This is a genomic window from Lactobacillus helsingborgensis (genome assembly GCF_003173695.1).
Lineage (GTDB): Bacteria > Bacillota > Bacilli > Lactobacillales > Lactobacillaceae > Lactobacillus > Lactobacillus helsingborgensis.
On record NZ_CP029544.1, the window covers coordinates 1,783,027 to 1,808,099 of the forward strand.

The window sequence follows — 25,073 nt, forward strand, 5'->3', positions numbered from 1 at the left end:
AATTGCCCATAATTTGATTAGCAGTGCACAAAAAGCGGTGAAATTAAAGTGCCACCTTGCATAGAGAACAGTACTAATTTCTGATTATCGGCAAAAATGCATGATAAAAGCATTGGTTATCAAACTTTTTTGCTTACTAATAAAACCAGAAATTAATTCTCCATTTTTTGCAATACCTTCTTTTCCTAAATTGTTTCAACTATATCATATTTATTTAATTTTTCAACAGCCTAATTACTCAACTTTTTCAAAAATTTCACATACCATTGGTGCCTGAGGATAAAATTTTTGACCATTGGCTTTAAATTCTTCCTCAAAGAATTGATCATGAACTTTGCGCCAGTACTGATAACTACGGTCTCCTTCACCTTCATGATAAGCATGTTCTGCAGAAATTTGATTATAAGGAATAATTTCTACAACTTTATCTTGAACAACGCAGACAGGTTCACCCTGACCATCAAGAATTATGTTCCAATCGCCAATATTTTAAATATCTTCATAGCCAGGTACATATTCCGAAGTTGTTGCAGTTTTGATTCCCTTGTCAACTAGTTCAGCCAATTCATCTGCATCTTCTTTACTAGAACCAAAAGCCCAGGCATCAACTTTAGTATCAAGAGCCAAATTGTGTTTAAGACAAAAGTTATACCAGAATTGTTTTACTTTCTCGTCCATTATAACCACCATTCTGGAGTCAGTTCACCCATCGTAGCGACCTTCCCACTTTCATAATCCAGCATCACTTCAACATGGCGATAATCTTTTTCCATTAGTTGAACAATAAATTCGCGACAGGCTCCACACGGCGCACCATTTTTACCATCTGCCATTAATGCTAAAACTCTGCTAATCCTTGTTTCACCGTTAGTAATCATATTAAAAAGAGCATTTCGTTCTGCGCAAACACCTAATCCGCAAGCCGTGTCAACACAAACTCCCGTATAAATATTTCCTGACTCTGTCATAACTGCAGCAGCGACACCACCAGCTTCCATATGGGGACCAATCGCGGTGAATCCTTGTACTTTCTTAGCTGCTTCATACATTTTTTGCCATTTTTCATCCATCTTTTTCCCCTCATTTTTTATAAATTGTCTATAGATTACGTTCAAATTTTCTTTGACATAATATTGAATTTATAGATGCCGCCATTTGAATGAACCATTTCTGTCCCTGTGTTGACATAACCGGCCTTTTGGTAGACTTTAATTGCACGCAGGTTGAATTCAGCTACCGCTAAAACAATTACTTGATAATCATAGTTATTTTTAACATAATTTTCGATAACCGTCATAAATTCGCTGCCTAAACCACGACCAGTTAAATTTGGAGCCAATCCCAAGCCAACTTCAACTTGTTCTTTTTTCTCCTTATCTGGATCAAGACAAAAGAAGGCGACTAAATTATCATCTTCATCCAAAACCTGAAAGTAATTATTTTTACGCAATTGGGGAGAAATTATTTCATCATAATCTTCTTGATCATTTTTCATATCATAAAAAGCGTATTGTCCGTTGTAATGCCATTTATCCGCAATAATCAAGGCATTTTTTTGCGACAGCATTGCTATTTTTTGAAAAATACTTTTATTCATTTCCTCACCTCTATTCTTTTAAATATTAAAGACTAATTAATTATTTAATATACGGAAACCCCATTCAAAAAGCAAATTTACGACAAAAAATCCGTTTTTACTTATTACACTAAGTAAAAACGGAAACTAAATTTTATTTGTTACCCTTTAATTAATAGCTGGTCCACCTGTAGCACCATAGACTTGACCTGTGACATAACTTGCCAAGTTTGAAGCTAAGAAAATATAAACATGAGCTATTTCATCTGGTTGTCCTGCACGTTTCAAAAGTACTTCTTGACCGAAAGTAGCAAGAGCCTCAGTTGGTTGACCGCCGCAAACTTGTAAAGGTGTCCAAACTGGGCCAGGAGCAACACTATTAACCCTAATACCCTTTGGAGCAAGACTTTGAGCTAAATTAATAGAGAAGCTGACGATTGCCGCTTTAGTTGCGGCATAATCAAGCAATATTGGTGATGGACTAAATCCTTCTAAAGAAGTCGAGGTCAAAATTACACTGCCCGGTTTCATATGCGGCACAGCCGCTTTAGCCATTTCAAACATGGAGATGATGTTAACTTCAAAGGTATCGTGAACTTGATCCATTGACAAATTCTCTAAACCATCAGCATTTTGTTGGATAGCTGCGTTCATGACCAGTAATTCTAAGCTGCCAAATTCTTTGACAGCTTTTTCAACAACTTTTTCTGCTTCGCCGCGTTTACGGAAATCAGCTGGCAGCAAAACTGCCTTACGTCCAGCCTTTTTAATGAGTTCAGCTGTATCTTTAGCATCGGATTCTTCTGCCGGTAGATATTGAATTGCTACATCGGCTCCTTCTTTGGCAAAGCCAATTGCGACAGCACGACCAATACCAGAATCACCACCAGTAATAAGTGCATGGCGATCTTTTAACAAGCCGTGTCCTTCATAGTCAGCCATGTCGCCACTAGGCGTAGGATCCATTTTACTTTGCACGCCTGGATATTCCTGCGATTGCTTAGGAAAATCATCATGATGATAACGTTTTAACGGGTCTGATAAATTATTGTCCATTTCTACTTTCTCCCTTCAATAAATTCAATTTCAAGATACCGCTTTTATAATAATAAAACAAAAATATTGCTTATTAATTAACAAAAAGTCATTATCTTTGCCCAATTAAATGCGATGCTATATTATGAATTTATTAGGTGTAATAGGAGGATGTACTTAATGTTTAAATCATACAAAAAATTCTGGCAGAATATCTTTAATTTTTCTGGAACTGCTAGTCGTTCAGAATACTGGTGGCCGGTGATTATTAATTGGGTTCTGGCTTTTATCTTAATACATTTAGTTGAGAGTCTTTTAGGCCATTCAATTAATGATATTTATACTTGGGGCGACTGGAGTATTAAGACTAGTTCTCTCATTATTTCCTTCGTTGTCTGGATTGCAATGCTATCTCTGCGTTTTCGCCGTTTACATGATAGCAATCACTCTGCTTGGTGGATTCTAATTATGATAATCCCAATCATTGGCGACATTTGGTTTGTCATTTTAATGCTGTTACCATCCAAGGCAAATAATTACGATTAAAATGTAATTCCTTTTCTAATATAAATCACGTGCAATAATGTACTTTTAGTGCAATTATTGCACTTTTTCTTTCGTAGCCAATACTTACGCTAGCAACATAACCAAGATTGGATACGGCTTGCATTATACTACTTTATGTTTACCCTCGGCTCAATGATCGTAATGAAATGAATCTCATATTGGTGTATCAGGTTCACGCAAAAGCAATGCAGATGCAATTTTAAAAATCGACAAGCAATCCTGAATTATAGTTAAATCGCCACATAGATTTTAATATAACTAAACTCAGTAACCAGAAAAAACTAGACCAGAAACTTGGAGAATTTGCTAGCATGATTGCAAAACAAAATATGGAAAAGTCAGATGAAAGTTTAGGGCTTTAATTCAAAAATTGTAAGTATTTTTACCATATTCGGTAAATTAATTGTCCTATTATGGTATAATAGATCTAAGAGTTTTAGGAGTGAAAATACTATGGAGACAACAATTAATAGACTATTGAAGAGTAAAAATATTAGTATTGTAGAAGTTGCAGAAAAAAGTGCAGTTTCCGCTAGTACTTTGAGAAAAGCAGCAACTAAACCACTTGAAAACTGGTCGGTAAGGGTGCTTAATGCTTTTGCAACTGGTTTAAATGAAAGAGCGGGCGATCTACTAAATATGTTACAACCCAAAGAATATAAACTTGATATTAACGATAAAAATCAAACTATTCAGGGCGTTTATGTGTCTGATAAAGCTATGTATCTTGAGCTAAGAGGAGTTATTGAGGCTAGTCATTTGGAAGGTTGGAACCCAACTAAAAAAGATGTTGAGAGCGTATTAGATGGAGTTCTTAACCCAGACCCAGAGGAAGTTAAAGAAATTATGGAAATTTGGGAGGGCAGCGATGAGTGACTGGATTAAAGATACACTATATGACAATGGTGTAATGAAAAATAAGCAAAATATCAAAAATCAACAAAAGCTAGAAGATTTAGAATACCTCCAGTCTTCAAGAAGGGCTTTTGTTTTTTTGAGTTCTAAGCCTAAAATTTCTGATATTCGCGACTTAAAAAAAATACACAAAATTATGTTTGGCCAATTATATGATTGGGCAGGTAAATATCGTCCGGGTAATTTTCAAAAAAATGGCTATGAATTTTTTGATCATTCACGCTTTGGTTACGCAGAGAAAAATATCAACGATATTATTCATGGACAACCCAAACAAGCAGGCTTAGCAGCAACAGACTATGCTAAATTACTGGATGAAATAAATTTTATGCACCCATTTAGAGAAGGGAATGGTCGAAGTTGCAAGGTATTTTTACTTGCTTATGCAGCTAATCATGGGCAAGTAATTGATTATCCACGCAAGAATGAGGAAATGATTGCTGCCCAGGAAAATGCCGATGTAAAGCAAATTTCTAGTTTAATAAAAATTCAAAACTTACCTAGTCGTGACGCTGCGTTCAAACTTCTAACTAAACAGATGAAAACGTCTAAAGACCTCAATCAAAATGAATGATTATAGCCTTTTAAATAAGCATAAAAGTGATATGATCCCCAAATTTAACCTAAATTCGGGGATATTTTTATGGCTAAATTATCAACTAAAAACTGCATTTATAAACCAAACTTTTACCAGTATCTACTGAAATAATTAGTTGAATGATATTAGTTAATTTAGTAACAGTTTTAATTATGAAAGTGTTTTAATTATTTGCTTTAAATTGGATATTAGCTTGATGTAGTAGCAGCAGTAGCAATACTTATAATATACAATTTTTTAAATGTATATAAAATATTGATATAATTGTCACAGAGTTAATGATATTTGTATGAAATTAATCACTTGCCTATGATTAAAATTTTCATATAATTTAAAAATGTACCGGTACTAAAAATTTAGCAGCAAAGGGATGATTAATTTAAAATTCAAAACTAGCAATTTCAGGAGTGACTAATTTAGCTTTAAGTCCAATTGCAACTTTTATCTTTTAAAAAATAGAGTGTTATTATGGAAACAAATAAACAAAAATTAACGGTAAGTCAAAAAAGATCTAGAAGTAAGCCCAAACACTTTAAACTTTATCAGTTTTTTGCATACTTTTTCTCCATAATGATAAGCAGCATTTTGACTGAAAAGTTTTTCCCAAACTGTTGGCCATTTTGGTCTAGTGGCAGAAATCTTCTGATGTTTTTAATTAGTCTTGCAATATATTTTATATTTTTTACTTTTACGGATAAAGCTCTTGACTATTTCTGTTCTAAAAATAATAACTAAACTATAATTACGAATGCAGATAAACCTCTCGACTATTTCTATTCTAAAAACAATAATTAAACTATAATTTCGGGTGCAGATAAATCATTAAATTGTGATTTATCTGCTTTTTTTGTGATTTCATTGATCTACTTTTTTACTTTTTCAAAATAAAAAAAGCAGTTCATTGTGTATTCAATAAATTCAACTATCTATTGTCGAAATTTTTAAAAGCCAAACAAAATAATGAGGTGTAAGCATGGCTAGGTTGTAATTAGTATTAGATAATCCAACCTGATAACGCGGACCTAATTCACCAGAAACAATTTAATAATCATGCTAAAGCTGATAGATTTCAATTTTATCTTATTTAACGATAAAAATACCCCCAAATTTGTCTTAAATTTGGAGATCACATCATTTTGTAGTTGCTTCATCTTTTCGTTTAAACATTGCTACCTGCCTTCTAGTAACATATTTTGCTAGAAAAATATAAAATACGAACTTTAATAATACAACCCAATCTTCTTGTTCTTGCATAGTTTTTAATTTTATTTTATTCTTATTATTGTCACATTCGATAATAAGAAAGCAAAAAGTGAGGATCTAATGTCAAGTTTTCAAAAATATTACGCTAAACTATCTGAAATTGCTGATTTTTTACTTCATAATCCAGAACTTGGTTATAAAGAATTTAAAACATCTAGCAAGATTGAAGCTGAAATTAACAAAATTAGTCCCGAGTTAAAAGTCGAACATTATCTCAATACAGGTTTAAAAGTAACGTTAACTAATGGTAGCCAAAAAACCATTGGAATTATTGCCGAAATGGATTCACTCTATCAGCCTAATCACAAAGTAGCAGATACGAGTACTGGTGCTGCTCAAGCTTGTGGTCATTACACACAAATCACTACCGCACTAGCAATTATGAATGAAATAATTACCAATCACCGACTTAAAGATTTTGGTGCTAATCTAGCATTTATTTTCACTCCATCCGAAGAATTTGTTGATCTTGCTTGGAGAAAACAGCAAAAAGAAGCAGGAAAAATAGATTACTTTGGTGGCAAACAAGAGGCTATTAAACTCGGCATTTTTGACGATATTGACTATTGTGTTTCAGTTCATGCAATAGGTGAAGACTTTGATGAACGAACTATCGAAATTAATTGTGATCTCGCGGGCTTTAATTTTGAATATTTTGATTTTTATGGCAAGGCCAGTCATGCGGCTTTCGCTCCAGATGCAGGTATTAATGCTCAAAGCATAGCAACATTATTTAATACCGCTTTAGCTCTGCAGCGTCAGCAAATTAAGGATCCCAATCGTATAAGATTTAATCCCGTAATTGTTGGTGAAAATCATGAATCAATTAACGTAATTCCTGATCACATTAAGATGGGGACAGATTTAAGATTTTTCGATATAGATAATGCTCAAAAATTAATGAACCGTTTTAAACAGGCAGCAGAAGGCTGTGCATCAGCACTTGGTGGCTCAGTTGAGTCTGAAAGGCAAGTTGGCTACCTACCTTTGATCTCCAGTAAAAGTATGAGCGCTATTGTGAAAGATGTCTTCTCTGCAGATGAAAAAATTACCGGTTTAATCGAAAATCGGGGCTACACAATGGCGGCAGGTGATATTGGGGATGTCAGTTTTTTAATACCAACCATCCAAATCGGTTATGGTGGTTGGAACGGAACTATTCATGGTGATGACTTTACCCTAGTTGATCCTGAGTTTGTTCTAGCAATTTTCCCTGAATTTGTCTTTAACAGTATTCTTAAGATTTCAAATAACTTGGATCAGGTAAAAACCTATAAGAAAACAAAAGAAGAATATTTAACTGAATTAGAAAAGATGGCAAAATAAAATGAAATATTTAAAAGCATACGGCCCGCTAATCATTTTAGTGTTGTTAATAGATACAGTTTCTGAAATGATTAGTACCCAAGTATTTAAAATCGGCAAAATTGAAATCTCTATCTTACCTCTAGTATTTGCGGTAATTATTGCTATTTTAGTTTATTTAATCCCAGCAAAACCTATTAAGAAACTTTACAATGATAAACGGGTGAAATTTGCCGGTAAATACATGATTCTTATCATGTTGCCTTTAATGGCACGTTATGGAGCGAATGTGGCCCCTAAAATCAATGAAATTATTTCTGTTGGTTGGGTTTTTCTAGTCCACGAATTAGGTAATTTAGGCACGATTATCTTCGGTTTACCTGTGGCACTATTACTTGGTTTAAGAGAAGAAGCTATAGGTTCAACGTTAGGCTTAGGCCGTGAAGGTGAACTAGCATATATTAGTGAAAAATACACGCTAAATTCCCCTGAGGGTCGTGGCGTACTCGGAATTTATTTAATTGGTACCATTTTTGGTTCAATTATCTTTTCAATCCTTGCTCCACTTCTTCTAGGGATGGGCTTTAACTATAAAGCTGTCGCAATGAGTGCTGGTGTTGGTTCTAGTTCAATGATGACTGCAGCTTCATCGTCTTTAGCAGCTTTGGTACCAAAACACAGTGACACTATTTTGTCCTTTGCCGCGGCCAGTCAGTTACTAACTAGTTTTATTGGTACTTATATCATGTACTTCTTGGCAGTGCCTCTGCAAAGATTCATGTACACACACATTACCAGCCTGCTAGACAAAAAGAAAGAAGTTTATCCAGATCATGACTAAAGAAAACAATTTATATGAATTATTTAAAGATGCTGTCATTCTTTTACTCAGTATTAGCTTAGTATTATTTGTTCAATGGGTTAAGTTAATTAGAAATCCCAAAAGCACACCAATTACTATTGACACATTCATTGGTTTGGGTATGTTATGGCTTTTTTCACTACTAGGCATAGTTATTAGTATGCTGATGAAAAAAGTACCTTGGAAAATCATTCAGGGCTTCCCTATTCTAGGCTGGGTTTCAATTGTTTCTCTAATTTTTTGTTTGCTTAGTCCCTACTGTGTTCGTGTTATTAATGCTGTAGACTTTCTTTCACTAACAACCTCTGTTCTAGCATTTGCTGGAATATCAGTTACCCATCGTTTGAAAGAACTGACTAAAATATCTTGGAAGATTTTAATAGTAGCAATTTTTGTTTTCTTTGGTATGTACTTTATGGATACCTTAATCTCACAAATTGCTCTCAATCTTCATTAAAAGTAGTTTTAAAGAGCTAAAAGTCGCGCTAACTTTAATTAGTTTAAGCGGCTTTTTTGTATTGCATGTTATAAAATAGGATAAGTTTATTGCCAAAAAAGCAAATACTTTTAATAGCTTTAATTCACGTATCAGTCTATACGTTATTATTTCCCGGGAAATATCATATAATCTTCTACTCTAACTATTTGGCTCATTACTTTTCCATTTTCACATGAAACAATACAATTTTTTATTATGCTTAAGCAGAATATTTTGTTAGTCCTGCTCTTAACCGTTCTAAGCCATCTTTAACTGTTGTTAACGGACAGGCAAGGTTCATCCGCAAGAATTTATTACCATTGCCGCGATAAATACTTCCCGGTGATAAAACCAGTCCTGTTTCCTTTTCTAAAAACTCTGCTAATTTTTGTGAATCTGTACTAATCCGTTCCACATCAAACCAAATTAAGTATGTTGCATTTCCTGCAACCACTTTAACTTGCGGTAGATTTTTACTGATAAATTCTTGAGCATAAGCAAAATTAACATTTAACTGTTTAATCAATGCTTGCAGCCAGTCATGACCATGTTCATAAGCAGCAATTGTTCCCGGAATGGCGAGCAAATTTGGTTCAGCCACTTCATCACTATTAAGACCACGATTAACCATAGCGCGCAAATTACTATTTGGCACAATCGCAGTCGCTGCATGTAAAGCAGCAACGTTAAAAGTTTTACTTGGTGAAACTAACGAAATAACATTGTCACGTGCAGAGCCATTAACCGAAAAGCTTGGAGTATAACTTGGGCCTTGCCGCACCAAGTCACCATGAATTTCATCAGACAAAAGTACCACATGATGTTGATAACACAAATCAGCAATCCTTTGAACTTCTTCTTGAGTCCATACCTTGCCAATGGGATTATGCGGATTGCAAAAAATCATGAGTGTTGTTAACGGCAGGGCCAATTTCTGTTCAAGATCTTCCCAGTCGACTGTATAATTTGAACCATTAAATTGCAAGTCGTTGGACAAAACATGCCGACCATTATTTTCAATTGAATTGTAAAAGACATTATAAACCGGCGCTTGCACTAAAACATTGTCACCAATATGCGAAATTCGCCGCACAATTGCTGAAATTGCTGGTACCACACCTGTGGTGAAAATCTCCCATTCTTGCTGCGGGCGATGACCATGTTCCTTTTCCAACCAATCAGCCACGGCTTTAAAATAATCGTCTTCAGGCCATTCGTAGCCAAAAACACCTAAATTAACCTTTTCCTTCATTGCCGTAATTATTTCCGGGGCTGTTTTAAAATCCATATCAGCAATTGACATTGGCAATTCGCCTTTTTTAACGTGCCATTTGACTGAGTCCGTGCCGCTTCTATCTGGTGCATTAACAAAATCATATTTAGCCATTATCTTTAATCCTTCGCTTTCTGATTTTGATCTGAACTATTAACTTTCTTGTCAATTTTAGCACAGATAATTTCAGTTTTAGCGGGGGTAATTTTTTGCGGATCTAAAATTAACTTGCCAATTGCCGGAGCAGAAATCTTACCGGAAATTGGATTTTTTACACTGTCAATTTTAGTTGAAACAGTAGCATCAATATCAGAAACATATTCGAAAGCTAAATCGGTATGAATTAAACTGGTATTTTTCAGTTCCAGATGATCAATATAATTAAGTCCCTGATTGCTTTCAATTTTACAGTTGATAAACTTGATATTTTGTCCGTTCCAGGCCAAATATTCACCATCTATTAGCGAATCATACACAGTAACATTTTCACAGTTCCAAAAGGCATCTTTAGAAATAAAAGTAGAATGATGGACTTCAACATTTTTAGCGCCATCAAAGACGTAATTACCAACCACGCTAACATGATCAAGGTAGATATTCTGGCTATCTTTACCAAAATAATCACCATTAACTTGACTGTTCGTAATTCTAATATCTTTACAGCTCCACATTGTTTCTGCAGCGTTAGCAAAGTGAACATGATCCAAGTTTATCTTTTCTGATCTTCTAAATAGTTTCGGTGCCTGCAGAGCCGAATTTTTGATAGCAATGTTTTTGGTATACCAAATACCGCTACGAGCCATAGTTTCAAAAACAGTACTCTCTACAGTAACGTCATTGTCATACCATAATGGATATTTCCATTTAAAAACAGAGTCTTTAATATTGATTTTACTGGCTTCCTTAAGTGGCGATTCACCTTCGCCAAAAGTAATCCCTACCAGCTGCGAATCTTTTAGTCCAAAAAGAATTCTTTCGCCTTCAAAAAAATGATCTTTGATAATTTTCATTCTGATCTCTTTTCTTTTAAACCAAACACTGTTTTTTGCTAATAGCGGTCAACTATTAAAATTAAAGCTTCTTTTTCTATCAATTATCCGCTGAATTGACTGCAACTTAAAATACTATTTTATTAGGTCTTTTAATTACAAATAGTTATACCAGTTTTAGTATTCATTAATAATTTTAAAATACTTTTCTTCAAAGTGATTAATAAAATTTATATACAAAAACTATTTGCACATGAGGATGTCAACGGACACCCTTTTTTTGCACATCAATGTATTTGCTTTTTTAAATATGCCTTTTATAAGATTGGCACCCTCTTAACCCTAAGCAGAAAAAACTAGCAGGGTTATTCTTAAAAATGTCTAGTACAACGGACATATTCTTGGAAGGGCTTTCGCAAGTTCAAAATTATAATCAGTTCTAGGGGGTAGTAAGCAAATGCTAACAGACAATGAAGACAACATTATCAATTTTTTATTAAACAGCAACTCTTTTGTGACAGCTAAAGAAATTGCAAACCAGTTTTTGATGTCAACTAAAACCGTTTACCGCACAATTAAACATCTTAATTCCCTGACCCCCTCAGGCGAATTGATTAACAGTAAAAAAGGAAGGGGGTTCAAAATAAACTACGATAACTACTTAAAGGAAATGAATTATCAACAAGATTCCAACACTTTTACGGCAAAAGATCGTCAACAGGCTACTTTGACTAAATTATTGATGATTGCACCCAGATCACTAAAATTATCTTCATTATTCAGCCAATATTATTTAAGTGAAACCAATATCAATGAAGACTTGAAATCAATTAGATCCCAATTAGCATCATATTCTCTAAATTTAGTAAGAAAAAATCATCAATTAAAAATAACTGGAAGTGAAACGAATATTCGTCATGCGTTACAGGATATATTGATTAAGCAAAATGTCTCCAATACTTCTTTATCCAAAAAAGGCGGTTTAAATTTCTATTCGCTGCAGTTCTGCATTAAGCAACTAAATTTTATTAATGAAAAACTAGACAGTGAAATTACTTATCCATACAACGTAAACATTATTTCTCACATTTATATTTTGATTACCAGATACCAAACACATGCAGTGGCCAAAAGTGTCTTAACCAAATTAAATAGCTATGATCAAATGATTATTAAAGAGAATAAGCAACTATACTCCATAGCGGCAGAAGTAATTAAGCATATTGAAAATTACTTGGACATGGCTTTAGAACCTAATGAAATTTATTTTTTATTACAATATTTAATTTCTTCACGTCTAGATGTAATGGATAAAATTGAAAATTCTGCTTTTCAGTCTAATCTCGTCCAAAAAGTGACTAATTTTTATATCTCTAATGTGGTTGCCAAGTTAAATTTAGGAACAATTAATAATGATTTTAAAGCTGACCTAGCAAATCATATTCGACCAATGATAAATCGCTTATATAACAAAATAAGTTTGAATAATGCACTGCTGCCCGAAATAAAACGTGTGTATTTAAAATTGTTTAAAGTGATTGAACATACTTCGGATAAATTAACTAAAGAATTGGGGCTACCTCCCATTTCTGCAGACGAAAGTGGATTCATTACGATTTATTTTGCTCGTTATTTAGAACAAAATCGTCAATATATTAGAGCTCTTGTTGTTTGTACAACTGGCGTAGCTACTGCACAACTGATAAAGGTTAAAATTCAAAGTTACTTTAACAATATCATTGTTGTTGCTGATGCTGCCAGCAGCAATGTTCAACAGCAAATTCACAAATACGCTCCCATTGAATTAATTATTTCAACGATTCCACTCAATAATACGTTTGAAATTCCAGTAGTTGTCGTAGGGGCATTATTAACCAATCAAGATAAAAAAAGAATAGAAGACAGTATTAAGCGAAATTATCATTTTCAGGGAAGTGAAAAGATGTTAAGTGAAGTTACTAATGAATCGTTAATTAGGCTCAATATTGAAGCTGTAAATTGGAAAGATGCAATTAGAAAGAGTGCGAATCCATTAGTAAAAAATGGTTATGCGACTGAGAATTACGTTAACGGTATGATCAAAACCACAGAAGAATCAGGACCGTATATCGTTATTAGTAAAGGTGTGGCATTGCCACATGCCCGTCCCGAATTAGGTGCTAAAAAAATTGGGATAACGGTTACTACTTTAAAGACGCCAATTAAATTTGGCAATAAAAGCAATGATCCCGTTCAGTTCATCTTTGCTCTGTGCGCAGTTGATAATAAGTCACATTTAAAAGCGATGTCTGAGTTAGTAAATTTTATTAGTGATCAAAACTTTTTAAAAAGCCTAGTTAAAGAAACTAGGCCTGCTAATGTCTATACATTAATAAAGAAGTTTGAATCGAGGTATAGCGAAAATGAGTAAAAAATATTCTATTTTGGTAGCTTGTCGAACAGGAATGGGATCCTCAATGATGCTCAAAATCAAAATTAATCAGGTTGTACGAGAGAACAAATTTCCCTTCGAAGTCTCTCATGACGTAATCGACGCAGCAAAGGGACTTGATCCTGATCTATTGATAACGATGGAGGATTTAGTACCTGATGTTAAAGATGACGTCAGAAATATTATTGGGATAAAAGACATAATGGACAAGAATGAAATAAAAACGAAGTTGCAAAATTTTCTCGATCAACAAAATCCTGCATCTTAAAAAGGAGAGTGAATAATAATGAATGCCATTCTATCTCTATTGGTAGATTTATTAAGTACAGCTTCAATTATGATTGGACTGATATCTTTTATTGGTCTGGTCTTACAAAAAGAAAGTCCCACTAAAATTATCAATGGTACTTTGAAAACTATTGTTGGTTTTCTAGTTTTTACTATTGGTAGTTCTGCTGCAACAGTTGCTTTAAACGATTTTCAGGCACTATTTGCTAAAGGATTTCATCTTCAAGGGGTTTTACCATTAGCAGAAGCCGTTACCGCTCTAGCACAACAGCGTTTTGGCACTGTAGTTGCATTGGTGATGACTTTAGGCTTTGTAGTCAACTTAATTGTTGCTAGATTAACGCCAATGAAATATATCTTCCTTACCGGACAACACAATTTGTATTTGGCAGCACTATCTACCATCATGCTTAAATCAGTAGGTTTGAGTAATCCCTATATAGTAGTAATTGGAGGAATAATAGTCGGCTTTATGTCCGCAGCAATGCCTGCAATCGCCCAGCCAGGAATGCGTAAAGTTACTGGCGGTGATGATATTGCATTAGCTCACTATGTATCAATTGGTTATGCCCTTTCCAGTTGGATCGGAGGGAAAGTGGGCAGTCCGAAAGAAAGTACAGAAAAATTGAAGTTACCAGGATGGCTTAGTATTTTCAAAGATTATGTCATTGGAGTTTCAATTACGATGGTCATTTTCTATTACATTGCTGCTTTATTCGCCGGCAAGGCACAAGTTGAGCAATTATCAAAAGGAGTTAATTGGCTAATTTATCCTTTATTACAAGGACTACAATTTGCTGCGGCCTTATACGTAATTATTACTGGGGTGAGATTACTTTTAGGCGAAATTGTTAATGCCTTCGTTGGTATCTCAGAAAAACTGATTCCTAATGCAAAACCAGCTTTAGATGTTCCCGTTGTTTTCCCTTATGCCCCAACAGCAACAGTTATTGGCTTCGTATCTGCTTATGCAGCGGGATTGTTGATGATGCTGGTATTTGCAGCTCTACATATGCCCGTAATCATCCCAGTTGCAGTACCTTATTTTTTCATTGGTGCTACAGCCGGCGTTTTCGGCAATGCTACGGGCGGCTGGAAAGGCTGCGTTATTGGTTCTTTTATCGTAGGAATTTTAATCGCAGTAGGTCCATCCCTAGTATATCCAGTATTATCGTCAATTGGCTTAAAAGGAACTGCTTTTCCGGAAACAGATTTCAACGTCGTTGCCTTAATTATTAAATTTATTGGTCAAATAGTACACAGTATTTTTTAGCAATATTAAAGGAGTCAATATAAATGAATTCAGAATTAGACCAATTATCAGTTGATACAATTAGAAATCTAACTCTTGATACGGTTCAAAAAGCTCATCATGGTCATTTAGGAATGCCTTTAGGAGCAGCTCCTTTAGGCTATACTTTATGGCGGTATTTTCTTAAGGTTAATCCGGCAAACACAGAGTGGTTTGATCGTGACCGCTTTGTCTTGAGTGCTGGTCACGGATCAATGCTTCTATATTCACTACTACATTTAGCAGGCTTCCCGCTTTCTATAGCAGATATTAAGCAGTTTCGTCAATTACACAGCCTGACCCCAGGCCATCCTGAATATGGCAAAACAGCAGGAGTCGATGCCAGCACAGGTCCACTAGGGCAAGGATTTGCCATGGGAGTGGGAATGGCGATTGCGGAAGCTCATTTGGCAGACAGATTTAACAAACCTAATTTCCCTGTTATTAATCACTATACGTATGTAATTTCAGGCGATGGTGATTTTGAAGAAGGCGTTTGCCAAGAGGCAGCATCTCTTGCCGGTAATTTAGGTTTAAATAAACTAATAGTCTTATGGGATGCTAATAAAGTAACTTCGGACGCCGATTTAACAGCTTCGAATACTGAAAACGAATTACAAAAATTTGCTGCTATGGGCTGGAATACACTGGAAGTTGCTGACGGCAATAATTGCCGTGAAATTTATAATGCTCTTAGCGCAGCTAAGCGCTGTTCAGACAAACCAACTTTGATCAAGGTTAATACAATCATCGGTTATGGTTCGACCCTTCAAGGTACCAATGCTATCCACAGCGATCCTGTTTCAGAGCAAGAAGCAGAACATATGAAAGAGCAATTTGGCTTTACTGATAAAGAAGCTTTTTATGTGCCCGAAGAAGTAAAACAGTGGTTTTCCGCTGTTAAAGAAAGAGGAGCTAAAGCCGAACAAAATTGGCTTAGTTTAAAACAAAATTATTTAGAGCAGTTTCCGCAACTGGGTCAACAATTAGAACAAATTATGACTAATGAGCTTGCCCTACCTGATTTTACTAATATTAAAATCACAGGAGAATTAGCTACGAGAGCTGCTTCTGGTAAAGTTCTTAATGACATTTATCAGCAATACCCTATTCTAGTAGGTGGGAGTGGTGATTTAGGCACATCAAATAAAACCACAATTAACAATAAGTTTTTTATGTCTAAACATCGTTATCAAGGTCCAAACATTTACTTTGGCATTAGGGAATTTTCTATGGCAGCAATTGCTAACGGAATAACACTGCATGGTGGGTTACGTGGCTATACCGGAACATTCTTAGTCTTTTCAGATTATATGAGGAGTGCTATCAGGCAAGCAGCAATTATGAATACACCTACAATTTTTGTTTTTACACATGATAGCCTTTATGTAGGGCAAGATGGACCTACTCATCAACCTGTTGAACAATTAATGTCACTAAGAGCCATGCCTAATATTACAGTTTTTCGACCTGCAGATAATAATGAGGTTAAAACTGCTTGGCAATTAGCCCTAAAGTCTGCCACAACCCCAACTGCAATTATTTTAAACCGTCAGCCTGTACCACAACTTGCTGGAAGTGACAGTATTAAAGCTGAAAAAGGTGCCTATATTATTTCCGAAGCTGCTAATAACAATCCTACTGGGATTATCATTGCAACAGGTTCAGAAGTAAGTTTAGCAATTGCGGCCCAAACTATTTTGGCAGATCAGGGGGTTTATGTGAGAGTTATTTCAATGCCATCATGGGAACTATTTAGCGAGCAAACTCCAGAATATCAAACTAAAATTCTGCCTGTTAATATTAAAAATAGGATGTCTATTGAATTGGGAGCTACAATGGGCTGGCAACAATATGTTGGTCTGGACGGCGTTCGCATGGGTTACGATCATTTCGGCGAATCTGCTCCAGCTTCTGACATTATTAAGATGATTGATTTCACTCCCCAACACGCAGCACAATTATACTTAAATTCTTTTCCAAAATAGGTTAGGATTTAGAGATAATTTAAAGCAATAACAACTAAATACGCGTTTTTAACACCAGTTTAAAAACGCGTTTTTTATTTATATTTTCCCCTGTAAAAACTACATTGGCGGCTTGCGGTAATTACGCTTACTCATTGCTTCTCTCTTGCCTTCTGCTTTGCGGCTCAATTTTTTGGCGGTTTTAGCATCAAGATAGCCCTGTGTAGATTGGCTTTCTTCCTGCAGCTGAAGAAATTGATCATAAGACTTGCGCTCTAGCGTACCATTCTTCACGGCAGCTTTAACTGCACAACCCGGTTCGTCAATGTGCTTACAATTACGAAAATGACAATTTTGGGCCAATTGTACAATCTCAGGAAAAACCTGCGCCAAGTCACTAGCGCCCACACCAACACTTTTTATTCCCGGGGTATCAATCAAAACAAAATCACCCTGTTCAATCAAAATTAGCCGCGAACTAGATGTGGTATGACGTCCCTTATCTGTTTTGCCACTAATATGACTAGTTGCCATTACCTCTTTTTGAGCAACGGCATTTACTAGGGTTGATTTGCCTACTCCAGAATTGCCATAAAAAGAAACTGTTTGTCCTGGTAAAATACTGGCTCTCAATCCTTCGATTCCCTCTGTTGTCACACTGGAAGTAGCAAAGACAGCAATATCAAACTCATCTGCAAGTTGTGCAGCTATCTCTGCGCTTTCCGGGTTGAGATCTGATTTTGTTAAAACTAGGGAAGTTTGATACTCATCATCTTTTTGAAAAGCATACAAATACCGCTTAATACGGCTACTTTTAAAATTCTTATTCATGGAGATACAAATAAACAATTGGTCTATATTGCTGGCAGCATCTTTTTCCTGAACATGATACCCTTCACCCGTTAACCTGCCTAATGTACTGTATCGTGGCAAACGCTGATTAATTAAGTCAAAATCAGCTTGGGGTTCTAAGGCTACCCAGTCGCCTACTAAAAATTGTTCGGTTCTATTTTTAGGAATAGCATTTATTTCAGCGCCATTTAAATGCATAACTTTATACATCCCTGCAGAATTCAGCGATATACGGCCCAAAGTTACATTATCATCAACTTGCTCATGTTGTTTATACGTGTTTAATCCTAATTCCATAGTTATCTCCTAATAGCAATGGTTAAAATTATTAATCAACTTTTTATCATTTTCTCACTATTCAACCTAACTCGCAATTAGGTTTTTAACAGAAAAAAACGAGACCTCAGCCTCGTTTTTGTTCCCGAATTTCCAACTTATTCTATTGTTTGGACCCAGCCATCTGGTCCTTTCTTATTACCATATTGAATATCAACTAGTTCATTATAAAGCTTAGTAGTAATCGGACCCGTTTCTGTTTCACTGTAAATAACGTGCTTTTTACCTTTATAAGTAATTGAGCCCACAGGAGAAATTACCGCAGCTGTCCCCATCGCACCAGCTTCTTTCATGTTAAAGGCTTCTTCTAAAGTAATTTGCCGTTCAACCGGGTCTAGTCCTTGCCACTTAGCGACTTCCAAAAGTGAGCGCTTAGTAATCGAAACCAAAATTGATTTTGACTTCGGTGTGACAAATTGACCTTCTTGGGTAATACCATAAAAATTGGCACCACCAAATTCATCAACATATTTATGTTCACGTGGATCAAGGTACAAGCAATCGGCATAACCATTTTGATGCGCATCAACAGCTGGAAGCAGGCTGCTGGCGTAGTTACCTGATGTCTTTGCTCGACCCGTACCGGCATAAGCGGCACGATCATAATCACTAACAATGTAATCTGCAGGGTTCAATCCTTTAATATATGCACCAACGGGAACCGCAAAAATGCGGAAAGTATATTCATCGGCTTTTTCAACGCCCAAAACTTTAGAAGTTCCCACCATAAGTGGTCTTACATACAGAGTTGCGCCGCTATCATAAGGTGGCACAAATTCTTTATTTGCTAAAACCACTTGTTTCACTGCGTCAACAAACCTATCTTCTGGAAATGGCGGCATGGCTAAACGCTTTGCTGAAAGAGCAAAACGATGGGCATTTTCATCAGGTCTGAAAAGATTAATCTTACCGTCTTTTCGCCGATACGCTTTTAATCCTTCAAAAATTTCTTGACCATAGTGCAGTACTTCCGCACCCTCAGAAAAAGTCATGGTTGAATCTTCAGTCAGTTTACCTTCCTGCCATTCACCATCTTGAAATTTAGCCTCATAGCGATAAGGCAGATCACGATATTTAAATCCCAGATTCTTCCAATCCAGGTCTTCTACTCGTTGTTTCATATGAATTGTCCCCTATATACAAAAAACACAAAGCTGAAAATCTTTCAGCTTTTTAATATTAATTTAATTGCTAACTAATTTAAACTAAATTTTCACTGCTGTCAATAGCTTTACCCGTTCTTTTTTTATATTACCATTATTCTATTTTTATATTGATTAACTGCTGTTTCACGTGAAATAATATTAACCAAAAAAAGGGGTCATCCCTTTACGAGATGATCCCTTTTTAAAATTAGTCTTATTTTGCTTTAGCTTTTGGTTCTGGTTTTTCGGCAATATCTAAAATAGCAGCATCATTTAAGTAAACATGCTTGTTATCAGCTGTAAACTTAACTTCTTTAGTGTCAGGCTCCTTCATTAATAATTTAGCAATCGGTGTCTCCAAGTCTTGCTCAACTACTCTGCGTAAAGGTCTTGCACCAAATTTCTTATCATAACCTTTTTCAGCCAGATAAGCTTTAGCCTCATCAGATACTTCAACTTTCACATTCTTTTTAGCTAAAACATGTGCCATCTTCTTTAAGTAAATATCAATGATCTTATTCATATCATCTTTAGTTAATGAATTAAACGGCACGATCGCATCAAGCCTATTCAAAAATTCAGGTCTGAAGTATGCTTCCAGAGCTTTAATCAGCTTATCATGATCAACCTTGCCGTCTTTTAATAAATGGTCAGAATAACCAGCATTAGAAGTCATGATTAAAATTGTATCCTTAAAGGAAACAGTCCTGCCTTGAGCATCAGTTAAACGACCATCGTCCATGATCTGAAGCAAGGCATTAAATACTTGTGGATTAGCTTTTTCAATTTCATCGAACAAAATTAAGCTGTATGGTTGGTGACGAACCTTTTCCGTCAATTGACCGCCCTCACCATAGCCAACGTAACCAGGAGCAGAGCCAATCAGTTTATTAACAGCCATCTGATCTTGATATTCAGACATATCAAGTCTAATAAGATGATTTTCCCCACCAAATAATTGAATGGCCAATTGTTTAGCTAATTCTGTCTTACCTACACCGGTAGGGCCAGTTAATAAGAATGTGCCAGTAGGACGATCATTGTCTTTGAAAACTTGTTTACGGGCAATTGCGTCAGTAATGACATCAACCGCATTATCTTGATCAATAACCACTTTCTTTAATTTCTGAGCCAAATCAAGGTTCTTTTGTCCTTCACTTGCGTGCAGTTCGCTCATTGGAATTTTTGTCTTGGCTTCAATCAAAGCGTAGATATCCTCATCGGTGACATGCGGCGTTGCTTTCTCATCTACATGATTAGCTTTGTCGCGTAAGTCTTCAATCTGCTTCTTCAGCTGGCTTGCTCTACTGTAATCTTCTTTTTTGGCAGCAGCTTCTTTTTCACTTTCCAGCTTTTTAATCCGCTTCTTTAAAGTTGCTTCATCATCAGGAATTGTGTCGAGACCCTTTTTGGCACCTGCTTCATCCATTAAATCAATGGCTTTATCAGGTAAATAACGTCCCTGAATGTAGCGCTGTGATAATTCAACCGCCAGCTTTAAAGCACTGTCACTGTATTTTACATGATGGAAAGCTTCATATTTATCTTTTAGACCTGCCAAAATTTTGACAGTCACTGCAGCAGATGGCTCAGGAACTTGCACTGGTTGGAATCTACGTGCCAGTGCCGCATCATTTTCAATTCTCCGATATTCACTCGTGGTCGTTGCACCTATTAAGTTCAAGTCACCACTAGCTAAAGCCGGCTTCAAAATATTAGCGGCATCACCGTTATTGTTTTCAGAATCTGTAGAACCTGCCCCAACTATATTGTGCAATTCATCAATGAATAAGATAATATTGGGGTTCTTCTTAGCTTCATCAATTACTTTTTTAAGACGTTCCTCAAAACTACCACGGAGACTAGATCCGGCAACCATATCATTAATGTTGATTGCAATAATATGCTTATCCTTCATTTTATCTGGCACATCGCCTGTAGCAATTTTTTGTGCCAAGCCTTCAACTATAGCAGTTTTACCAACACCAGCCGGTCCAACTAAGACTGGGTTGTTCTTTTTACGCCGACTCAAAATTTCAATTACTTCCTGAACCTGTTCGTCACGACCAATAACAGGATCGTATTTATTCTTTTTAGCCTGTTCAACCAGATCAACGCCAATTGGTTTTTGACCTTGCTTTTGTCCGCCTTGTGCATTTTGTTGAAAATCCTGGGGAGAAATGTTCATGCTACTAGAATAGTGAATAGGAATAGCACCGCCGTTATCATTAGTATTGTTAAAGAAAGAATTGTTTAATTCATTAAATAAATCGTCAAAATCGTTATCAAAATATGCCATATGTAAACACCCCTTTGATAGGTTATAAATTTGTAATTAGCACTCGAAGAGTTCGACTGCTAACTGCTTACATATTATATTATAGCAGGTTATCCACAGAAAGCAACTTTTTTACTTGTTTTTTCCACAATTATTGCTTATTTTTCCACAGCAGCAAAAAAGCCTAGTATAGCACCACTTCATTTGGACTATCAGGCTCTGGTTAAGATTATTTTTGATATAATTTAAATTGTTTTCTTAGATATTTACCGGTTAAACTGGCAGATTTTTGAGAGATATCCACAGGAGTACCGCTTGCTATAATTTTTCCTCCTTGAAGTCCACCTCTTGGTCCCATATCAATCATATAATCACTGTTAGCCATAATATCTAAATCGTGGGTAATAGTGATAATCGTTCCTTTTTGATCAAGTAATTTCTGAAATACTTTTAACAGCGTTCTGACATCCTGTGGATGTAACCCAACTGTAGGCTCATCAAAAACAAACAGAGTGCCCTTTTGTCTTTGATGAATATGACTAGTTAATTTCAAGCGCTGCGCCTCTCCACCCGATAAAGCTGGAGTTGATTCTCCTAAATGAAGGTAGCCCAAGCCCATGTCATGCAAGGTACGAATAGTTTTATTAATTTTAGGTTCTTCTTCAAAAAGTCCTTCTTTTAATGCATCATCAACTGAATAATCCAATACATCCGCAATACTTAGATTATGCCATTTTACTTTTAAAACTTCTTTGTTAAAACGATGCCCTCCGCATACTGAACAAGTTTCGACCATATCTGGCAAATATTGTATATCAAGTGAAATCACTCCCGTACCATTACATGCCGGACATGCACCTTCTTTATTATTGTAGGAAAAATGAGCAGCAGTATATTTTAATTTTTTTGCTAATGGTTGTTTAGCAAATAGTTTGCGCAAATTATCCATAATGTCAGTATAAGTTGCAACAGTTGAGCGTTGATTTTTGCCCACGGGTGAAGAATCAACACTAACAATATTTTTAATACCAGGATTGACTAAATTTTTTACCCACTCTGGTCCATGATTATTTTGTGCCTTAAGGGCAGGGATAAGAGAATCAAGTATCAAAGTTGTTTTACCAGCACCAGAAAAACCGGTTACTGACGTTAAGCGGTTAATAGGAATCTGAGCATGAATATTTTGTAAATTAAACCGATCCGTTACAGTAAATTCTACTTTACCCTGATCAAAAATATGATCTGCACCCGCTCTTTTGCGAACAAGTAGGGCTGCTTTTCCTGTTAAATATGGACCAATTAGTGATTTATCATTATGCTTTATATCTTGAGATATTCCCTGGGTAATAATTTCTCCACCTTGACTTCCAGACCCTGGACCAATTTCAATTACCCAGTCAGCTGCATTGATAATGGCAGTTTCATGGTCAACCACAACCAGAGAATTTCCTTGATTAACCAGTTCATGAAAAACTTCAATTAGTCCCGCCACATTGTCAGGATGTAGTCCCACAGATGGTTCATCTAAAACATACAGCACACCAGTTGTTTCTGTGCGCAAAGTTCTCCCCAGCTGGATTCTTTGAAGCTCACCTGTGGACAAGCTGCTGGCTTGCCGATCTAAGCTCAAGTAGTTTAGTCCTAATTTTAATAGCGGCCTCACTTGGTGCATTAACTCGTCAATTAAATTTTTAGCTAGATCATACATATTTTGCGGCAATGTTGCTAAAATTTCTTTCATATAATGACCTAATTGACCCAGAGTCAATTGTTCAGCTGCTACAATATTTTTACCGGCAACCATTTGTTGCCACCTGCTAGGATCAATACGATAGCCATGACAACGTGGACAAGTGCTAAATTTATAAAAAGAGTTTATTCTTTGCAAACCCCGCTCCGACTTGGTGGTTTTGCGTGAGTTAGCTACAGCATTATAAGCATTTTCGTATAGTGCATCTAAGTGATAGACCCTACCCGTTGAAGTTGGCAGGTCAATCGGTACCTTGCGCTCTTTTCCATGCAGCACAATTTCTTTTTCTTTGGCGTTCAATTTTTTATACGGTATATCTGTGCGCACTCCCAATTCCCGCGCAATCCGCCACATCCAATTACGACCTGGAATTTGCCAAGTAGCAACTGCCCCTTTTTCAAGAGACAAATTTTCATCAGCAATAATTTTACTGTCGTCAATTTGCTCAACAGTTCCCAGTCCCTGACACTTTTGACAGGCACCATCCGAATTAAAGGCGAAATCCTCTGCACTATAAGCATAAAATTGCACGCCACATGTTGGGCAAGTCAGCCGGCCCATTGCATCTCCGGTTAAATCCATTGCCTCAGCAATTTTAATAGTCGGTGGCACTCTGTGGCCGTTGGGACAAACCGGTGAACCTAAACGCGAAAAAATTAGACGTAAAATATTAAAGACCTCGGTAACAGTGCCTACCGTTGAACGTACACCTGGAATGGCCGGGCGTTGGCGCAAAGCCAAAGCCGAGGGAATGTGTTTTACTTCGTCAACTTGTGCACGTCCAACTTGACTGATACGTCTCTTAGTGTATGCTGCTAAAGAATCAAGGTAGCGTCTTGCTCCTTCAGAATACAAAATGCCCATCGCTAAGCTTGATTTACCAGAACCACTTAAGCCCGATATAGCTACAAATTTATGTAAGGGAATATCAACGTTAATATTTTTCAGATTATTAACTCTGCCACCAATTACTTCAATATGCGTGGGCTGTTTGTGATACTTCATCAATGATTTTCCTTTCTTTTATTTGGTTTTAAAGGTCTTTCTGGTTTCTTTAATAGATACTGGCGAATAGCCTGAATAACTTGTTTGTTTTGAGGCAGGTCTGAGTGATCCGCTTTTTCACCAGTTACTGTTATGGCTGTATAATTCTTAACTTGATTTTGAAAAATAAATTTTCCTGCTGCCACACTCGTTTCAGGAACAATGCCGTCTGATTCGTAATTTTTTCCTCCTGAAAGAGAATAGACTTTCAAATACGTAGGCAATTTAGACCGGTTTTTAATAAAATCTGCCAACATTTGGGTACGGTTATTAATATTACTTTCATTAAAATTATACGGCGTACCAAGTGTCATTAATTTTTTTATTTTGATATCGCCAGAATATTCAGCATAATAGTGTTCCAGCCAATATGTCCAAATTAATCCGCCATTAGAATGGCCAAAAGCTTTGAAATTGTTAAATTTATAATTTTGCGCTAGTGACTTAAATGCTGCATTTAACCATTTCGCCTGCTTCTTAATATTAGTATAACCATCCTTGTTATTGTCAAATCCGATAATAATTAATGGCTCCAAGTCATTTTTACCAATAGCACCGCTGTATGTCAATTTTGCTTCACGTGAAACTGTAATTTTGATTACGCTGTGTCTTTTAAAAGTGGTTTTATTCAGCTCATCAATTAACTGGTTAAAGCGCTCAGTAGTAGCACTGGAACCCGGTACCATGATTACTGGCGAAAGAAGGGATTTACTACGTTCTGCTCTTGCATTATTATCTTTTCTCATCCAAAAGAAACTGGGAATAGACAACACAGTTAACATAATTACTACCAGCACCAGCCATTTATAATTGGTCTTTTTGTTCATTTT

At 36.0% G+C, this 25,073-nt stretch carries 20 protein-coding genes and 1 pseudogene; 10 read left to right on the forward strand and 11 right to left on the reverse strand.

Going from position 1 to position 25,073, the window contains the following annotated elements; all coding sequences use genetic code 11:
- Positions 1 to 234: 234 nt before the first annotated feature.
- The 4 genes and pseudogenes from DLD54_RS08445 to DLD54_RS08460 form a co-directional block, all read right to left on the reverse strand.
- A pseudogene (locus DLD54_RS08445) lies at positions 235 to 678 on the reverse strand (ASCH domain-containing protein).
- Complete coding sequence (locus tag DLD54_RS08450) at positions 678 to 1,070, reverse strand: cytidine deaminase family protein (protein ID WP_167390942.1); 393 nt, start codon at positions 1,068 to 1,070, stop codon at positions 678 to 680. The pseudogene DLD54_RS08445 and the gene DLD54_RS08450 overlap by 1 nt, the downstream one beginning before the upstream one ends.
- A gap of 41 nt (positions 1,071 to 1,111) precedes the next feature.
- Positions 1,112 to 1,597, reverse strand: a complete 486-nt coding sequence (locus DLD54_RS08455; RefSeq protein ID WP_109918934.1) for a GNAT family N-acetyltransferase — start codon at positions 1,595 to 1,597, stop codon at positions 1,112 to 1,114.
- Between the two features lie 147 nt (positions 1,598 to 1,744).
- Positions 1,745 to 2,632, reverse strand: coding sequence for an SDR family oxidoreductase (locus DLD54_RS08460; RefSeq protein WP_109918935.1), 888 nt, complete (start codon positions 2,630 to 2,632; stop codon positions 1,745 to 1,747).
- Between the two features lie 159 nt (positions 2,633 to 2,791).
- Here DLD54_RS08460 and DLD54_RS08465 point away from each other — a divergent pair, with 159 nt between their 5' ends.
- From DLD54_RS08465 to DLD54_RS08495, 6 genes are all read left to right on the forward strand, one after another.
- Positions 2,792 to 3,157, forward strand: a complete 366-nt coding sequence (locus DLD54_RS08465) for a DUF805 domain-containing protein (protein WP_109918936.1) — start codon at positions 2,792 to 2,794, stop codon at positions 3,155 to 3,157.
- A 474-nt stretch (positions 3,158 to 3,631) separates the two neighbouring features.
- The gene (locus DLD54_RS08470; protein ID WP_109918937.1) at positions 3,632 to 4,054 is read left to right on the forward strand and encodes a helix-turn-helix domain-containing protein; all 423 of its coding nucleotides are present in this window, start codon (positions 3,632 to 3,634) and stop codon (positions 4,052 to 4,054) included.
- Entirely contained in the window at positions 4,047 to 4,667 is a 621-nt protein-coding gene (locus tag DLD54_RS08475) for a Fic/DOC family protein (protein ID WP_109918938.1), read from the forward strand. Before DLD54_RS08470 ends, DLD54_RS08475 begins: the two co-directional genes overlap by 8 nt.
- A gap of 1,347 nt (positions 4,668 to 6,014) precedes the next feature.
- Complete coding sequence (locus tag DLD54_RS08485; RefSeq protein WP_109918940.1) at positions 6,015 to 7,280, forward strand: M20/M25/M40 family metallo-hydrolase; 1,266 nt, start codon at positions 6,015 to 6,017, stop codon at positions 7,278 to 7,280.
- A 1-nt stretch (position 7,281) separates the two neighbouring features.
- Positions 7,282 to 8,100 carry a DUF3100 domain-containing protein gene (locus tag DLD54_RS08490; RefSeq protein WP_034978475.1) on the forward strand — a complete coding sequence of 273 codons (819 nt, stop codon included), beginning with the start codon at positions 7,282 to 7,284 and terminating at the stop codon, positions 8,098 to 8,100.
- Positions 8,093 to 8,578 carry a hypothetical protein gene (locus DLD54_RS08495; RefSeq protein ID WP_038524699.1) on the forward strand — a complete coding sequence of 162 codons (486 nt, stop codon included), beginning with the start codon at positions 8,093 to 8,095 and terminating at the stop codon, positions 8,576 to 8,578. Before DLD54_RS08490 ends, DLD54_RS08495 begins: the two co-directional genes overlap by 8 nt.
- A 241-nt stretch (positions 8,579 to 8,819) precedes the next feature.
- On the opposite strand, the gene DLD54_RS08500 is transcribed toward DLD54_RS08495, so the two are convergent.
- Both DLD54_RS08500 and DLD54_RS08505 read right to left on the reverse strand, forming a co-directional pair.
- On the reverse strand, positions 8,820 to 9,986 hold the full coding sequence (locus DLD54_RS08500; RefSeq protein ID WP_109918941.1) for a MalY/PatB family protein: 1,167 nt from the start codon (positions 9,984 to 9,986) through the stop codon (positions 8,820 to 8,822).
- Positions 9,987 to 9,991: 5 nt separating this feature from the next.
- Positions 9,992 to 10,882: a DUF3737 family protein gene (locus DLD54_RS08505; RefSeq protein ID WP_109918942.1), complete on the reverse strand. Its 891-nt coding sequence runs from the start codon at positions 10,880 to 10,882 to the stop codon at positions 9,992 to 9,994.
- A gap of 436 nt (positions 10,883 to 11,318) precedes the next feature.
- On the opposite strand from DLD54_RS08505, the gene DLD54_RS08510 reads away from it, so the two are divergent.
- From DLD54_RS08510 to tkt, 4 genes are read left to right on the forward strand one after another with little or no spacing between them, the layout of a single operon-like run.
- Positions 11,319 to 13,271, forward strand: coding sequence for a BglG family transcription antiterminator (locus DLD54_RS08510; RefSeq protein WP_109918943.1), 1,953 nt, complete (start codon positions 11,319 to 11,321; stop codon positions 13,269 to 13,271).
- Positions 13,264 to 13,560: a PTS sugar transporter subunit IIB gene (locus DLD54_RS08515; protein WP_109918944.1), complete on the forward strand. Its 297-nt coding sequence runs from the start codon at positions 13,264 to 13,266 to the stop codon at positions 13,558 to 13,560. The genes DLD54_RS08510 and DLD54_RS08515 overlap by 8 nt, the downstream gene beginning before the upstream one ends.
- A gap of 18 nt (positions 13,561 to 13,578) precedes the next feature.
- Complete coding sequence (locus tag DLD54_RS08520) at positions 13,579 to 14,853, forward strand: PTS ascorbate transporter subunit IIC (RefSeq protein ID WP_038524712.1); 1,275 nt, start codon at positions 13,579 to 13,581, stop codon at positions 14,851 to 14,853.
- Between the two features lie 23 nt (positions 14,854 to 14,876).
- Positions 14,877 to 16,859: a transketolase gene (tkt, locus tag DLD54_RS08525; RefSeq protein WP_109918945.1), complete on the forward strand. Its 1,983-nt coding sequence runs from the start codon at positions 14,877 to 14,879 to the stop codon at positions 16,857 to 16,859.
- 99 nt (positions 16,860 to 16,958) lie between these two features.
- On the opposite strand, the gene rsgA is transcribed toward tkt, so the two are convergent.
- From rsgA to DLD54_RS08550, 5 genes are all read right to left on the reverse strand, one after another.
- Entirely contained in the window at positions 16,959 to 17,987 is a 1,029-nt protein-coding gene (gene rsgA, locus DLD54_RS08530; RefSeq protein WP_109918946.1) for a ribosome small subunit-dependent GTPase A, read from the reverse strand.
- Between the two features lie 137 nt (positions 17,988 to 18,124).
- Positions 18,125 to 19,147 (reverse strand): branched-chain amino acid aminotransferase, encoded by a 1,023-nt coding sequence (locus DLD54_RS08535; RefSeq protein ID WP_109918947.1) that lies wholly within the window; start codon positions 19,145 to 19,147, stop codon positions 18,125 to 18,127.
- Between the two features lie 238 nt (positions 19,148 to 19,385).
- Positions 19,386 to 21,470: an ATP-dependent Clp protease ATP-binding subunit gene (locus DLD54_RS08540; RefSeq protein ID WP_109918948.1), complete on the reverse strand. Its 2,085-nt coding sequence runs from the start codon at positions 21,468 to 21,470 to the stop codon at positions 19,386 to 19,388.
- Positions 21,471 to 21,678: 208 nt separating this feature from the next.
- On the reverse strand, positions 21,679 to 24,204 hold the full coding sequence (locus DLD54_RS08545; RefSeq protein ID WP_109918949.1) for an AAA family ATPase: 2,526 nt from the start codon (positions 24,202 to 24,204) through the stop codon (positions 21,679 to 21,681).
- Entirely contained in the window at positions 24,204 to 25,070 is an 867-nt protein-coding gene (locus tag DLD54_RS08550) for an alpha/beta hydrolase (RefSeq protein ID WP_109918950.1), read from the reverse strand. The genes DLD54_RS08545 and DLD54_RS08550 overlap by 1 nt, the downstream gene beginning before the upstream one ends.
- Positions 25,071 to 25,073 lie beyond the last annotated feature (3 nt).